At 35.6% G+C, this 14,585-nt stretch carries 17 protein-coding genes; 2 read left to right on the forward strand and 15 right to left on the reverse strand.

Translation table 11 applies throughout. The features are described from left to right. Positions 1-322 precede the first annotated feature (322 nt). Entirely contained in the window at positions 323-1,204 is an 882-nt protein-coding gene (locus tag SCA31_RS06375) for a cupin-like domain-containing protein (protein ID WP_410696114.1), read from the forward strand. 60 nt (positions 1,205-1,264) lie between these two features. On the opposite strand, the gene SCA31_RS06380 is transcribed toward SCA31_RS06375, so the two are convergent. The 14 genes from SCA31_RS06380 to SCA31_RS06445 all read right to left on the reverse strand — a co-directional run bounded on the left by SCA31_RS06380 (position 1,265) and on the right by SCA31_RS06445 (position 11,933). Further along, the gene (locus tag SCA31_RS06380; protein WP_410696116.1) at positions 1,265-2,989 is read right to left on the reverse strand and encodes a hypothetical protein; all 1,725 of its coding nucleotides are present in this window, start codon (positions 2,987-2,989) and stop codon (positions 1,265-1,267) included. Between the two features lie 139 nt (positions 2,990-3,128). After that, complete coding sequence (locus SCA31_RS06385) at positions 3,129-3,857, reverse strand: metallophosphoesterase family protein (RefSeq protein WP_410696118.1); 729 nt, start codon at positions 3,855-3,857, stop codon at positions 3,129-3,131. Positions 3,858-3,935: 78 nt separating this feature from the next. Beyond that, positions 3,936-4,472 carry an RNA 2'-phosphotransferase gene (locus SCA31_RS06390; protein ID WP_410696120.1) on the reverse strand — a complete coding sequence of 179 codons (537 nt, stop codon included), beginning with the start codon at positions 4,470-4,472 and terminating at the stop codon, positions 3,936-3,938. A 16-nt stretch (positions 4,473-4,488) separates the two neighbouring features. Next, the gene (locus tag SCA31_RS06395; RefSeq protein ID WP_410696121.1) at positions 4,489-4,971 is read right to left on the reverse strand and encodes a hypothetical protein; all 483 of its coding nucleotides are present in this window, start codon (positions 4,969-4,971) and stop codon (positions 4,489-4,491) included. Positions 4,972-4,995: 24 nt separating this feature from the next. Further along, complete coding sequence (locus tag SCA31_RS06400) at positions 4,996-5,682, reverse strand: Sir2 family NAD-dependent protein deacetylase (RefSeq protein ID WP_410696122.1); 687 nt, start codon at positions 5,680-5,682, stop codon at positions 4,996-4,998. A 33-nt stretch (positions 5,683-5,715) separates the two neighbouring features. Next, positions 5,716-6,351: a DUF4291 domain-containing protein gene (locus SCA31_RS06405; protein WP_410696123.1), complete on the reverse strand. Its 636-nt coding sequence runs from the start codon at positions 6,349-6,351 to the stop codon at positions 5,716-5,718. A 54-nt stretch (positions 6,352-6,405) separates the two neighbouring features. After that, on the reverse strand, positions 6,406-6,816 hold the full coding sequence (locus SCA31_RS06410; RefSeq protein WP_410696124.1) for an ADP-ribosylation/crystallin J1: 411 nt from the start codon (positions 6,814-6,816) through the stop codon (positions 6,406-6,408). A gap of 11 nt (positions 6,817-6,827) precedes the next feature. Beyond that, positions 6,828-7,421, reverse strand: a complete 594-nt coding sequence (locus SCA31_RS06415) for a DUF4291 domain-containing protein (protein ID WP_410696125.1) — start codon at positions 7,419-7,421, stop codon at positions 6,828-6,830. A gap of 71 nt (positions 7,422-7,492) precedes the next feature. Further along, entirely contained in the window at positions 7,493-8,572 is a 1,080-nt protein-coding gene (locus SCA31_RS06420) for an adenylosuccinate synthetase (RefSeq protein WP_410696127.1), read from the reverse strand. Positions 8,573-8,575: 3 nt separating this feature from the next. Next, positions 8,576-9,430 carry a hypothetical protein gene (locus SCA31_RS06425; protein WP_410696128.1) on the reverse strand — a complete coding sequence of 285 codons (855 nt, stop codon included), beginning with the start codon at positions 9,428-9,430 and terminating at the stop codon, positions 8,576-8,578. Between the two features lie 2 nt (positions 9,431-9,432). Then, positions 9,433-9,768, reverse strand: a complete 336-nt coding sequence (locus SCA31_RS06430; protein ID WP_410696130.1) for a hypothetical protein — start codon at positions 9,766-9,768, stop codon at positions 9,433-9,435. 76 nt (positions 9,769-9,844) lie between these two features. Beyond that, positions 9,845-10,396: a 2OG-Fe(II) oxygenase gene (locus SCA31_RS06435; RefSeq protein ID WP_410696132.1), complete on the reverse strand. Its 552-nt coding sequence runs from the start codon at positions 10,394-10,396 to the stop codon at positions 9,845-9,847. A gap of 31 nt (positions 10,397-10,427) precedes the next feature. Further along, positions 10,428-10,970, reverse strand: coding sequence for an NADAR family protein (locus SCA31_RS06440; protein ID WP_410696134.1), 543 nt, complete (start codon positions 10,968-10,970; stop codon positions 10,428-10,430). A 267-nt stretch (positions 10,971-11,237) separates the two neighbouring features. Continuing rightward, a complete protein-coding gene (locus SCA31_RS06445; protein WP_410696136.1) occupies positions 11,238-11,933 on the reverse strand; it encodes an NrtR DNA-binding winged helix domain-containing protein in 696 nt (231 codons plus the stop codon). Positions 11,934-12,056: 123 nt separating this feature from the next. On the opposite strand from SCA31_RS06445, the gene SCA31_RS06450 reads away from it, so the two are divergent. Beyond that, entirely contained in the window at positions 12,057-12,701 is a 645-nt protein-coding gene (locus SCA31_RS06450) for a DUF1579 domain-containing protein (protein ID WP_410696137.1), read from the forward strand. A 38-nt stretch (positions 12,702-12,739) separates the two neighbouring features. Here the strand turns inward: SCA31_RS06450 and lepA are convergent, their stop codons facing one another. Beyond that, positions 12,740-14,536: a translation elongation factor 4 gene (lepA, locus tag SCA31_RS06455; protein ID WP_410696139.1), complete on the reverse strand. Its 1,797-nt coding sequence runs from the start codon at positions 14,534-14,536 to the stop codon at positions 12,740-12,742. Positions 14,537-14,585 lie beyond the last annotated feature (49 nt).

The following is a 14,585-nucleotide window of genomic DNA, read 5'->3' on the forward strand; positions in this document are numbered from 1 at the left end:
ATTTATTCAATTGATATAACATTTTAGCTATTTATCTTTTATTTTATGAACTCTATCTACAAATTTATTGTTCAATAAAAACCATATCTAATGCACTGAATGGATTTTTTTCATTAAAATTCTATTTTTAATTCGTTGTATTGTTGCAATGTGTTTTTATTAATATTTATATAATAAAAGTGAATTTTTCATCATAAAATAAGAATATAATTATTTTTATTAATTCTAAATAATAAATTCAATTCAAGGTATACATTAAAAAAAGCTTAAATCTGGGTTCGTAAATAATTATTTAATAATTTTGTAACATAAAATTTACAAAATGGGAATTATTTTAAAGCCTATAGATGTTGTAGATGATATTTCTAAAGAGGAATTCTTCGAAAAATATCTAAAGCCAAGAAAGCCCGTTGTCATCAAGAATATGGCAAAAAAGTGGCCGGCTTACCAAAAATGGACGATGGAATACATGAAAGAGGTTGTAGGAGATGTGGAAGTCCCGTTATACGACAGTTCAAAGGCAGATCCTTCTGCTCCCATCAATGCTTCTGCGGCCAAAATGAAGTTCGGTGATTATATAGATCTTATTCAACGTGAGCCTACTGATCTGAGAATTTTCCTGTTCGACCCTATAAAATATGCTCCAAAACTTCTCGAAGACTATATTTCTCCCAAAGAATTAATGGGAGGTTTTCTTGATAAGTATCCTAATATGTTCTTTGGAGGAAAAGGATCTGTGACATTCTTACATTTTGACATAGATATGGCGCATATTTTCCACACTCATTTTAATGGAAGAAAGCATGTTCTTCTTTTTGACTATAAATGGAGAGAAAGATTGTATCAAATTCCATATGCAACCTATGCCCTGGAAGATTATGACATTGAAAATCCGGACCTCACAAAATTTCCCGCTTTGGATGGTGTAGAAGGGATTGAATGCTTCCTTGAGCATGGAGATACTTTGTTTATGCCTACAGGATGGTGGCACTGGATGAAGTATCTGGATGGTTCATTCTCTATTTCCCTGAGAGCATGGGATAAATCGTGGGCAGTAAAGGCCCATTCTTTATGGAACCTTACTGTACAGCGTAAATTTGATGATATTATGAAGTCCAGTTTTAGAAAGAAATATATGGACTGGAAAGAAAAGATGGCGATCAAAAGGGCAGAGATAGCCTTAAAAAGAGGCTTACCAAAATAAGTAAAAAAGACGTTTCAAATGAAACGTCTTTTTTTAGTTTATTATTTAATTTACAATAGGTTACAACACCCTATACACAGGATACTGTCTGAAAGTTTTTTCTTCAAAATAAGGAGAATGTCTGTAGACCCAATCCAGCGGTGATTCTCCATCTTCAGATAGCTTTTTATCTGATCTTTTAGCTTCTTCAAAGTCTTCTTTTAGCTTTTTATCATTTTTCAAAAGTTCTGCAGCGGTATCTTCAAAAATATAGGCTGAATAATATTCTTTTTGAGCCAGGATTCCATCAAAAAAGTTCCAATTGAAAAAAGAGTCTAATGCCTCAGGTTCAAGAGTTTCAATAATATACTTTACACCAGGTTGATCTGTAGAAACCATATAATCACCCGCAGTAAATGTTCTATTTTTAGAAGCTTTGTCTACAGAGGTTTCATAATGCAGATAATGTCCCTCATAAGGATTTTTTACGGTTTTAAAATCTCTGATCTTGTAGCATTCTACTAAAACCGTACTGTCTTTCTGAATGGGTTTCATCTGAATTCCATTTCTTTTGAATTCATCTATCACCTTGTACTGTGACTGCGGAATTACATAGTATTTAGGAATGGTAATATATCCTGTAGGAACAGCTGTGGTAAAAAGTTTTATATTTTTTGTAAAGGGTTTGCTTCTGTCATAATACAGTCTTGGCTTTCCTGAAACTTTACTGGGTTTATATTTTCCTTCGTAGCCTTTAAAATCCATCGTTGTAAACTTGGTAGAGTCTATTTTCCATCGGATTCCGTATTGTTTTCCCGCCTGATATTGTTTTAGATTATCCAGACGAAGCTGTTTTATTTTTTGATAATCCTTATCTAAATTCTGCAGATTCACCAGCATATACTTGTAAGTAGCATCTACTCTTTTGTCATAGGCTTTCAGCATATGGGTTTCAGGAACGGTACCTAATGAATTGAACAAGGTTGTATACCCTGTGGAATACCTCGGAGAATCTTCAAAGGAAGCAAAACCAACTTCAGGAACATCGCCGTGAATGTTTACGTAGGGTGTACTTTCATATCCTAATTTCTTCATATCATCAAGGTTTTTAGCTTGATAGTCATTATAAAAATAGGTTCCAAGAACATCTCCCAACCGTTCTTTAAATGTTGATATATAAGTAAATGTATACTGATAGTCTGCCCCATTACTGACGTGATTGTCAATAAAAACATCCGGTTGTAACCATTGATAAATTTCCTGAAAGCTTCTGGCATTTTTAGAGTCTGCCTTAATGAAGTCCCTGTTCAGATCATAGTTTCTTGCATTTCCTCTAAAACCATATTGTTCCGGCCCGTTCTGATTAGCTCTAGAATGGGATCCTCTATTCAACATTCCGCTGATATTGTAGGCAGAAATAGCAGCTATAACGAAGTTTTGCGGTGTTTTGATCTTCTTGGTTGCCAGATCTCGCATCAGCATCATGGTCGCATCAATTCCGTCGGGTTCTCCGGGGTGAATTCCGTTATTGACAAAGAGAACGGCTTTATTTTTTCTTAGTTTATCGATATCCTTTTCAGGAAAGGGATTGTAAATGACAACATAAATAGGTTTTCCATTATCGTCTTCTCCTTTTTCAAGATATTGAATGGTACTAAAATTTTCAGCTAAATTTTCATAATAAGAATTCATCTCATCATAGGTAACGGTTTGGTTACCATTCCCTTTCTCAAAAGGAGTCTGAAATGTTTTCTGAGCAAAAAGTAGAGACGAACTCAGTGTGAGCAGGAGGTATTTCAGTTTCATTGACGTATTATTTTCAGGATTTAAAATTAGTCAATATGAAGTTGTCAAAAAAAATAAAATGACAAAAAGGCTAAATTGTACTGTAAAAATAAAAAACCCCATAGGTTTTGAAAACGTATGAGGCTTATTTAAAAAATCATTAATTTCTTCCTTTTTCATCAGGATATAGGGATGAAAGCGGATCACTTTGCCAGAATTCTCTAGTGTCTATATCCATAATGGATAGGGCTCCTGTGAAAGCCGCTCCGGTATCCATATTCCAGACATTAGCTTTGTTAGTTGGTATTTTACTTCCAATATCCAGTGTTGGGGTATGCCCGATAAATATTTCCTTGAATAAAAGCAGCCTTTTAGGGTATAATTCAGAATTCCTTTCTAATTTTTTATCCATTGCTACTGCTGTTTCCCAAAGGGTTCTGTCCCAACGGTAGTTACTGGAATACACTTCTTTTTCAGGACCGTGCATGGAAGCATATCCCGCATGAATAAACAGTCGGTTCTGATCATCCACATGATAGCTTTTCATCCTTTGAAAGAATTCAAGGTGACCCTCCAGGTCTTCCAGCTCATAATCTGAATAGCTTTCTACTGTGCTTGTCCCGCCATTAAAAAGCCACATATCAGGACTTTGTCCCAATGCCAGCCAATCTTCACACCAGGCGTCGTGGTTTCCCTTGATGAAAATACATTCCTGCTTTTGAGAAAGATCTATTAGAAACTGAATAATTCGGGAAGATTCACTCCAGCCATCAACATAGTCTCCAAGGAAGATCAATGTATCATTTGGAGTAACCTCAGCACGTTCAAAAACCTGCTGTAATGCTTTAAATCCTCCGTGGATATCACCTATTACTAAAGTTCTGTTCATTTTGTTATTTTTCACTTATCATTTGACGGGAATCTACATTTTTTATGGCTTCAATCAAGCTTTTTATTCTTTCTATTTTTAAATATATTTTGCATCTACAAACTCAGTGAGCCATACTCCGTTTGCTGACTGATAAAAGAACAACCCGTCTTCATGCATTTTTCCGGTTCTGATAGTTAGAATAACAGGTTTCCCATGTCTCATCCCTACCTTTGTAGCGGTCTCTTTATCAGCACTTAAGTGTACATGTTGACGGTTTCTCTTTTCAATTCCTTTTTCAAAAATGGAAAAAATATTGGCTTCTGCAGTTCCATGATAAAGAAATTCAGGGGGTTGCAATGCTTCCAAAGCCAGATCTATATCAATAGAATGTCCCTGACTTGCTCTGATTTTGCTTTTATCATCATTGAAAGCAAACCTTTTTTTATTATTGGTTTCTACAACCTCATCCAGCTCTTCCAAGGTAAAATGAATTCTTTTTCTGGCTGATTTCGTTCTCAGCTCTTCTACATCTGCCCAGCCATTTTCATCCAGCTTTAGTCCAATACTTTCGGGTTGGTGCCTCAAAATAAGGCTTAAAAATTTACTTATTCTCTTTGTTTCTATTTCGTTCATGGTTGTTTTTTTATAATTAGCAATTATAATATTCGGGGGCGAACGTCACTGCTATTCCTGTTATTTTTGATATGTCATCTGCATATTTATCAAAGGTATACACTCCGGCTTCAGAAATCTCATAGAATCTTCCATTTGATAAACCAACGGAAAGAAATGAACCTCCCTGTCCTTTTGCTGGAAGCATATTCTGAATCTCAAACCCTTTAATATCAGTCAAAATAAATAATTTACTTCTTTTACTATCTGAAAATCCTAACAAATTATTCTTTTGATCCACCCAAAACAACATTTTATTGGTTAATATTTTCAGGATTTCACTCGGCGTTCTGAATAAATAATTGTCAGAATTTTTTACACCGATATGGTCAATTTCCATGTATTTATCAACCTCAACTTTCCCGCTGTACTCGGGTAAGCTTTCTTCAGGAAATTTTTTCAAATCTACTTTCTCTTTTTTGAAAAAAAGGTTTGATATTGTTTGTATTAAGGTTTTCATTGTTATATGGAATATTTATGTTTATCAGGCAAGATTTACCAGTTTATCAAATAAAAGTTTCATTCCTTTTGTTGCGGGTTCTTTCATCACTACGGCTCTCTGCCCGTAGCCAAAGCCTGTTTCGTTAGGATTGATTACAATTAAAAGGCAATCATCCTTGATATCATGAATCAGCCCAGCAGCTGGATATACCTGCAATGAGGTTCCGACAACTACTAAAATATCAGAATCTTTTACCAACTCTCTTGCTGTCTGATACAGGGGAACATCTTCCCCAAACCAGACAATAAAAGGCCTTAACTGCGCTCCGTCTTCGGCTTTGTCACCAAGGTAGATATCTCCTTTTTGTTCATAAATCAGGCTTTTATTATTACATGAGCAAGACTTGAACAATTCTCCGTGAATATGAAGAATATTGGTAGAACCTGCTCTTTCGTGCAGATCATCTATATTCTGGGTAATGATCTGAACATCAAAATATTTTTCCAGTTCTGCCAGCAATTGATGTGCCTCATTAGGTTCTACTTCATGAAGCTGACGTCTTCTTTGGTTGTAAAATTCCAAAACCATCTCTCTATTTCTTCTCCACCCTTCTGGACTTGCCACATCCGTTACTTTATGATTTTCCCAGAGACCATCTCCGTCTCTGAATGTTTGTATTCCACTTTCGGCACTGATTCCTGCACCGCTTAATATGGTTAGTTTTTTCATTGTTTTAATCTAATAGTTTTTTTGTAAATCATTTCATTCCAAATTGAGTTTTCTATTTAATTCTTCATCCTCAAATAATAATGAATTTTCCTCCGGCATAATCAGGTTATCCAAGTCATCATTCAAAACAAACTTATATTGTTCTTTTACAAAATCTGAAATATCTTCAATTAAAAGAATATCTTCCTTAGCAAAAGAATGGATAAGTTCATTTCTCAAACCAATCTGTATAGCTCTTCTTTCTAATTTATTTCCATGGGGATCATGATCTGGGTCCCATTGTAACCTTGCAGAAGATTCTTTCACTTGATCTTGCCATTCTTCTCTTGATATTCCAAGATTAGTATTGTAGGATGAGTATACCGCACTTTCAAGATATTTTTTAAAAGCATCCAGCTTTAGGTGGATTGCCAATACACATTCCTGCCCATCTTTTGTCCCCCAGCCATTACGATACATCATCCAAAGGAAATTTGGCTTTATCCAAGTCATCCTTTCCATACTGAATCCACCACCAAAATATTGATTTTTAGTTGCAAATTTGCCTATCTCTTTTTTATATGACTGGTATACTATGATCTTCTCATCGTCATATTGTGCCATAATATGAGGCCCGATTTGAGGCCAATCAGGCAACTGTTCTTTATAATTTTTTAATTTAATTTTCATTGTGTTTCTTTTGAAACGAATGCACTAATCTTTTCATTGGTACATTTGTGGATATCATTTTAAAATGTTGATCAGTTTCATTATTTCGTTATTGGCAGACCCATTAAAATCTTTTCCGATAAAGACCTTTATTACTTCAATATTTCCAACAATAGCCTGATTAAATGTTTCCAGCTCTTCTGAAGGCACCCACAATTCATTATGGTTTCTGGCTCCTACATTTTGCGCCGGATATTGATCGGTTACTTCTTCCAGCACATCAAATTGAGTTACAAACCCAAGATAGTTTCCAAACTCATCTCTGGTATTCCATTTTTCAGCAATTTCTGAGGCATAGTCTTCATCCAATACCGGATAAAAAATGGGTTGCCATTCCAGTCTGGGTGGAAATTTTTTGTATTCATTCTTTATAATCAATATCATTTCTTTTTCTCCTACCGGCCTGTAAAGTCTTTTTGTCTTCATCATCTCTATTTTTAAATTTCTGCTCCTATTTTATGGGCGAGTTCCTTTGATAATGGATATATTTTTTCTATTGGCAACAGCTTCTTTGCTTTATTGTAATCTCCTTGCTTGGTAAAACTTAAGATCTTTTTTACCAGAGGCGTATAATCTTCTATTTTTACAATCCATTCTTCATTGAACTCTTCTATCAAGTAACGGCTAATTCCGATCTGAATTGAACGATAATCTAATTTATTTCCTCTGATATTCCTTTCCGGATCCCACTGTACATGAACCTTTGCATTTTCAAACTGTACTTCCCAATTTTCAGGATTGGGATAAACTCTTTTTTCAGGGGAAGTTAAAATAGCCAGTTTCAACGCTTTTTCCCAAGCTTCCCGCTTAATATGTATAGCAAGAGTACATTCCTGATTGGATTTTTGTCCATAGTTACTTCGTTCCATCATCCAAAGAAAAGACGGTTTAATCCAAGTCATTCTGTTAAACGAAAAAGGAGCACAAAATTTCTGATTTTCTACTGCAGATTTTGCAATTTCATGATTATAAGCCTGATATACGACAATAGTATCTCTGTTATAATCTGCTCTTATTTCAAATTCTTTCATCTTTTATTTTTAATTCATTATTCCCATCCTCATTCTATTTTCACACTAAATATAGAATTAATCCCTCTATCTTACAGGATTTCAGAGAGCTTTTTAAAATCCTTTGCATAAGGAGAATATGATCCATAAATGGCATCAAACTTTATCTCCAGCTTATCAACTTTAAATTCTTCATCAATCTGGTCTAAGCAGGTTACAACAAGATTCTTTTTCGTTGAACAGATATAAGCTCCATCCAATTTCAGGGCATAATTCAATAAATTATAATCTATATCCCCTAACCTAAGCTCTTTCTGGTATTCATTAAAGGTACAGGTTTCTTCTTCATTGTTTTTTAATCGGATATCTTTTTCATTGCTCATCCAGCCATTTCCGTGACGTGTTGCATATCTTCTGGTCACGTAATACGTTTCAATTTCTTCAATTTTAAGCAACTTACAAATCTCATATGCATTTTTTGAGGTGGTATAAGCGTAGGTTACATTCGGAAAAACACCATGATCCATATCCAATAAAACTCCCTGGCTTCCCTCAAAAATGAGATTTTCAAATGGTTTCAGATAGGTATAATCATCTATTTTCCAATCTATCTGATCAATGGCTTCTAAAAAAGACTTCAGTTCTTTTTCTATCTGATCTTCTTCCATAAAGCCATAGTAATAAGCGATTCCTTTTAGCTTTTCTATCAACATTTCTCTTGGTGCTATAAGATCAATGGCAAATAGTTTATAAGAGCTTTCGTGTCTTTTCATGGTAGCTCCTACTCCTTTACCACAGGTTCCATGCTCCAGGTTTTTTGAATTTGTTCTGTTTTGCCAGACATCAAAAGGGGTGGTTACCTTGGCTAGTGGATGAATATGAAGCTCTGTATTCCCTTTTTTTGCCTTTAATTCCTCTCTTTCATTCAGTAAAAATGTAGGGTGAATAGTGCAATGTTCGGTAAAATAAGAGGGTAATCCACGAAGTGCTCCGCTTGCAAAGCTGGAATGAACGTGTTTTTGATTGTCAATCATTACCGTATGAGCGGCCTGCTGCCCTCCTGAAAATCTTATTACTACGGAATTTTGATTCTGAGAAGCTAAAAAATCTGTCGTAATTCCTTTTCCCTCATCACCGAAACCCAAGCCTATAACTATTTGCGCTTTTTTCATGATCTAAAGCATTTCAACGTTGTCTAATCCATCTATATCTGCTGTTCTAAAGGTTTTATCTTTATATTTTTCACAGATAATTTTTTTAATAACATTCGGAATTTCTCTATGGTCTTCTATTGATATACAGTTTTGTCCCAACAATTCTTTCCAATCCCTGTTTGCTCTTAGTGCCTGATCAGAATGGAGAACATTAATGTGATAAACTTCGTATCGCTTTTTTACTTCCTCCAGCAATTCATAATGCGTGTAGGTTTTTTGTCCGGATCCCATAATCTCCCGAATGGCAGATGCTGAAAGTACTTTAAGACAAGGCTCATCTCCTACCGTGAATAGCAATCCTTTTTGGTTTCTTTTCTCAAAAGCATCTGTTCTGGTATGGAATGCTGCAAAATACCAGGCCAAAAGATAGCTTTCACCAGCATTTCCACCCCCGCCGGATTCAATGTAGGTTCGGGTAAGCCACATATCCAATTCTTCATCACCTGATTCAAACTGCCCTACCTGTAATGGATAGCTGTCACATTCATGATCGCCGATTCCCAGGAAAAGCAATGCCGGATCCGGAACTCCACCCTGAATAATTCCACCCATCAGTTTAGGCAAGCCCTCCCTGATCAGTTCATGCGGAATATGTCCCATACTTCCGGTTACATCCAATCCCAGAATAATAGGAACTGTATTCGGATGTACCTCAGAGTCTCTGGATTCCCTGAAAGAAATACCATGAGGAATCATTGTTTTATGCGCTGTTCTTTTGGCATTCTGTGTGAAGATTTCCCCGGCAGATTTTGTTCCGTAACCGGCTTTGCTTGCTCTGTGATAACGAGCGTCTATATCGTATCTTGTACTTCCCATAACTAAAATGTTTTTCCAAATAAATATTCAAATCTCTTTTGGGTAACTTCGAGCTGGATATTTAGATTTCTGATTGTTAATGATAATTCCATGTCTTTCTGAATGAATGCTTCGGGATTAAAATCCGCAAAAGTCAAACTATTTCTGTCCAAAGGGCTGATATCAATAAGCCTTTCCTGCTCGCGCTCAAGTCTTTTTATTTTCAACTCGAGATCTTCAACCCTGCGCCTGTAAATCAGTTCTGAATCTTCTCCGATTGTTCTTGCACGGTCTTCTCTGATCTGGTCATTATTTCTTTGTAATGATTCGATAAATCTTGGTTTTAATTCATCTTCCATATCTGATTGTTTTTTTGTGTTATTATTACGCTAATTAAAAAAGACATAGCTATGCATTATTCCCGCATTTATTTCTTTACTTTTTACGGGAATACATTACATCTGTTCTCAAAACATACTTCAAACCACTAATTAGTGTTTTTCCTTCGTGTCTCAAAGGGTGATAAAAGATTAATGCTGTTCCTTTTCTAGGGGCAATTGTAAACAAGTTTTCAAATTCTGTTTCTCCACCCTCAAAGTCATCATTCAGATAGATCAAAAATGTGTAAAAGCTTTTCTCTTGATCATTTCTTATATAACTTCCGTCACGATGCATCTTAAATTGCTGTCCTGTAGAGTACTTGTATACTCTGAACATCTCGTTAAAATTCAGAAGAGTGAAATCTTCATGATCTTGTGGAAGAAATTCAGCTGCTTTTTTAAAAAGTTCTTCTGCCAGATTATTATCAAAAATCATCAACCGATCATTATTCCTGATCCCTTTGCTCATAAGCTGTCGGCCACCAACATCAATTTTTGCTTCTTCAAAAACCTTTTCTTGTGACAAAGCTATATAATCATTGCATTCACTTTCCGTGAGAAAATCTTCAATCAGAAATATCTGTGGGTGTAGTTCTATTTTTTCCATGATTACTATTTTGTGGCTGGTTATTGTGTTTTTACCCTCTCAGTTCATCCCTTACTTCCATCAGTGCAAATCCTAAAAGATTCTCTCCGTTCCATAGCAAGGGGTTTTCTGCTCTTGAATCTGTTTCCAACATTCCTATTCCCCAGATTTTATCATAAGGACTTGCTTCTACAAGGATTTTATCGTTGGTAGATAAAAGAAAGTCTTTAAATTTTCTGTTTTGGGAGAATTTTAAAAGGTTACCATTTTTTACAATCTCATATTTCTGTTCGTCCCAAATTTTTGGATCAAAGTTCTTTACTTTTCTGCCCAGGCTTTTTACCTGATTGGGGGTAGCGGCCTGCAATATTTCTTCCAGAGTTTCAGCATCATTAAATAATCTTGCTTTTCCTGCCATCATATAATGTTCTGCAGTTTTATAAATGATTCCGTTTTCTTCAAACTTTCCTAAAAACCATTGACTAAAGCATGACTTGGTAATTTCATCTTTAACAGTGTGTCCCCAGAAAAACAGGAACTTAATTCTTTCTTTCCTCTGAAATCTGTCTTTAATATTTTGTAGGGTATAATTCATTATGTGTTATTTTTACACAAATTTAAAGCAATATCATTTCATCAGCCAAATTTATTTGTGTTAATTTTACACTAATGAATTTAAATAACTGATTTACAGTGGATAAATTTTATCTTTGAAAATAATAAATGATAAAATATTTATGCAAATGAGTAAAAATCAGTAGGTTTTGGCTCAAGCCAATGGAATGTCTATTTATAAAAAAACAGGCTAAAGCCCGTTCCTATTAAATGCCATTTGTATGGTATCATGAATCTTTAGATAAAACTATTTGATTTCAAAGTAAAATCCTTGTTCTTCCAGTTCCTTATATTTCTCCTGATTAAATGTGAAAAGCTTTCCTGGTCTTCCGCTGCCCTCTTTTTTAACGTTATTGGTTTCATTAAGCAGTCCATAGCTCATGATTTTTTTACGAAAGTTTCTTCGGTCTATTTCCTGACCTACAATTGTTTTATAAAGGTTTTCAAGATCCGAGAAAGGAAATTCTTCATTGAGAAGATTGAAGCCAATTGGCTGGTATTGAATTTTAGTACGAAGTCTTTTTAATGCAATGTCAATAATCGTTTGATGATCAAAGGCAACCGACGGAAGCTTATTGATACTGAACCATTGTGCATCATCTGCATCAGAATCTGCAAAAAGTTCGTGGTAAGATGGATTTACAAGTCCCAAATAAGCCACAGAAACCACTCTATTTCGAGGATCGCGACCTACGTTACCAAATGTATAGAGTTGTTCTAAAAAGTCAGGTTTAATGCCTGCCTCTTCATGAAGCTCTCTTTTCACCGCATCATCTAGATTTTCATCATCCAGAACCAAACCACCAGGAAGCGCCCATCCCCCTTTAAAAGGCTCAATATTTCTTTTGATGAGAAGTATTTGCAGGTCTTTTTTATCAAAATAGCCGAAAATAACAGCATCTACAGCCACTTTTATATCTTGTAGTTTTTTAGGAGACTCCATAAATTAATTTGCGTTACGAATACACAAAGCTACGATTTATCACAAGAATAAAAAATATTTTCATCTATAATAAAAGTTCTTACCTTTAACTTATCATTATAACCAACTTAAAATTAAATATTTATGAAAAACTTATTAGCAATCATCATGATCGGTTTTTTACTTGCATCATGCGAAAAAGGAAAAACCTCTACCTCAGAAAGCCCGGATAAAAAAGATTCTTTGGCTTCAGGTTCTGAATGGAAGCCTGTAGATTCGGCAACTGCTACAAAAGCATGGATGGAGTTTGCAACCCCGGGTGACATGCATAAAATGCTGGCCAAATTTGATGGAAACTGGACCGGTGCTACCAGCATGTGGATGGACGATAGTGGAAAGGCAGCTACAAGCACTTCGGAATGCACTAATAAAATGATTTTTGAAGGCCGCTATCAGGTAAGTAATTACAAAGGAAATTTCATGGGGATGCCATTTGAAGGAATGAGCATTATGGGATATGATAATGCCAAGAAAAAGTTTGTAAGTACATGGATAGACAATATGGGAACAGGTTTAATGCGTGCTGAAGGAGATTGGGATCCAGCTAAAAAATCAATTGATTTTAAAGGTAAAATGACAGACCCTAGCCAACCGGGAAAAGAATGTGAAGTGAGAGAGGTCTATACTTTTACTGATGACAATAACCATACCTTGGAAATGTATGGGCCTAATCCTAAAACAGGAAAAGAAATGAAAACAATGGAAATAAAATTCACTCGTAAAAAGTAAAATAAAAAACCGCTTCAGTTGAAGCGGTTTTTATATATTTAGTCATTAAGCTTTAATACGGCCATAAATGCAGACTGCGGTACTTCTACCCTTCCGATCTGCTTCATTTTCTTCTTCCCTTCTTTCTGTTTTTCCAATAGCTTACGCTTTCTGGAAATATCACCTCCGTAACATTTTGCAGTAACGTCTTTTCTTAAGGCCTTAATGGTTTCTCTTGCAATAACCTTAGTTCCTAAAGCCGCCTGAACAGCAATATCAAACTGTTGTCTCGGGATTAGCTCACGAAGCTTTTCACACATCCTTTTACCAATATAGTAAGCATTACTGTCGTGAATCAAAGAGGAAAGGGCATCTACCATATCACCGTTGATCAGGATATCCATTTTCACAAGCTTGGAAGCTCTGAATCCTATTGGATGATAATCGAATGATGCATATCCTTTAGAGATTGATTTTAACCTGTCGTAGAAGTCGAAAACAACTTCAGCCAAAGGCATATTAAAGATTAATTCTACTCTTTCAGATGTTAAATAACTTTGGTTAACGATCTCACCTCTTTTTTCAATACACAGAGTCATTACAGCTCCTACAAAGTCAGATTTTGTAATGATAGATGCCTTAATGAATGGTTCTTCTACTCTATCCATTGTTGATGGATCCATCATTTCTGATGGGTTATTGATCAAGATGGGCACCTCAGGTTCTTTTTTAGTATATCCAAAATAAGAAACGTTCGGTACCGTTGTGATTACGTTCATGTTGAACTCTCTGTCAAGACGTTCCTGAACAATCTCCATATGAAGCATTCCCAGGAATCCGCAACGGAATCCAAAACCAAGAGCGGCAGAACTTTCCGGTTCGAAAACAAGGGAAGCATCATTCAGCCTAAGTTTTTCAAGGGAGAACCTTAGCTCTTCAAAATCCTCAGAATCAATTGGATAAATACCAGCAAATACCATTGGCTTCACTTCCTCAAATCCGTCAATTGGACCAGCAGCAGGTTTGTCAAACGAAGTAATTGTATCTCCTACTTTTACTTCACGGGCATCTTTAATCCCGGAAACCAAATACCCTACATCTCCACACTGAACGCTTTTCTTTGGAACCTGCTTCAACTTTAAGGTACCTACCTCATCTGCTCCATATTCTTTACCAGTAGCAAAGAATTTAATTTTTTCATTTTTAGTAATGCTTCCGTTTACCACCTTGAAATAGGCTTCAATTCCTCTAAATGGATTATAAACAGAGTCAAAAATCAAAGCTTGAAGTGGGCCGTCAGGGTTTCCTACAGGTGCGGGAATTCTATCTACGATCTGCTCTAATAAATGATGAACTCCCTCTCCGGTTTTTCCTGAAACTCTCAATACATCTTCATATTCGCAACCAATCAGGTTCATGATCTCATCGGTTACTTCTTCAGGATTTGCAGATGGAAGGTCAATTTTATTTAAAATCGGAATGATTGTTAAATCATTTTCCAGGGCTAAATATAAATTACTGATCGTTTGTGCCTGAATACTCTGTGCAGCATCTACAATAAGAAGTGCACCTTCACAGGCAGCAATGGAACGGGAAACCTCATAAGAGAAATCAACGTGTCCCGGTGTATCAATCAGGTTTAAGATATATTTTTCGCCTTTATATTCATAATCCATTTGGATGGCATGGGATTTAATCGTAATCCCACGTTCTTTTTCCAAATCCATATCATCAAGCGTCTGAGACTGTAGTTCTCTTTGGGTAACGGTATTCGTATACTCCAAAAGACGGTCTGCCAAGGTACTTTTACCGTGGTCGATATGAGCGATTATGCAAAAATTTCGTATGTTTTTCATTTAAGAATCTTGTAATTTGCAAAGATAAAAAAAAGAGAGAGATTATTGT

Origin of the sequence: Chryseobacterium sp. SIMBA_028 (assembly GCF_046535285.1) — a bacterium.
Classification (GTDB): domain Bacteria; phylum Bacteroidota; class Bacteroidia; order Flavobacteriales; family Weeksellaceae; genus Chryseobacterium.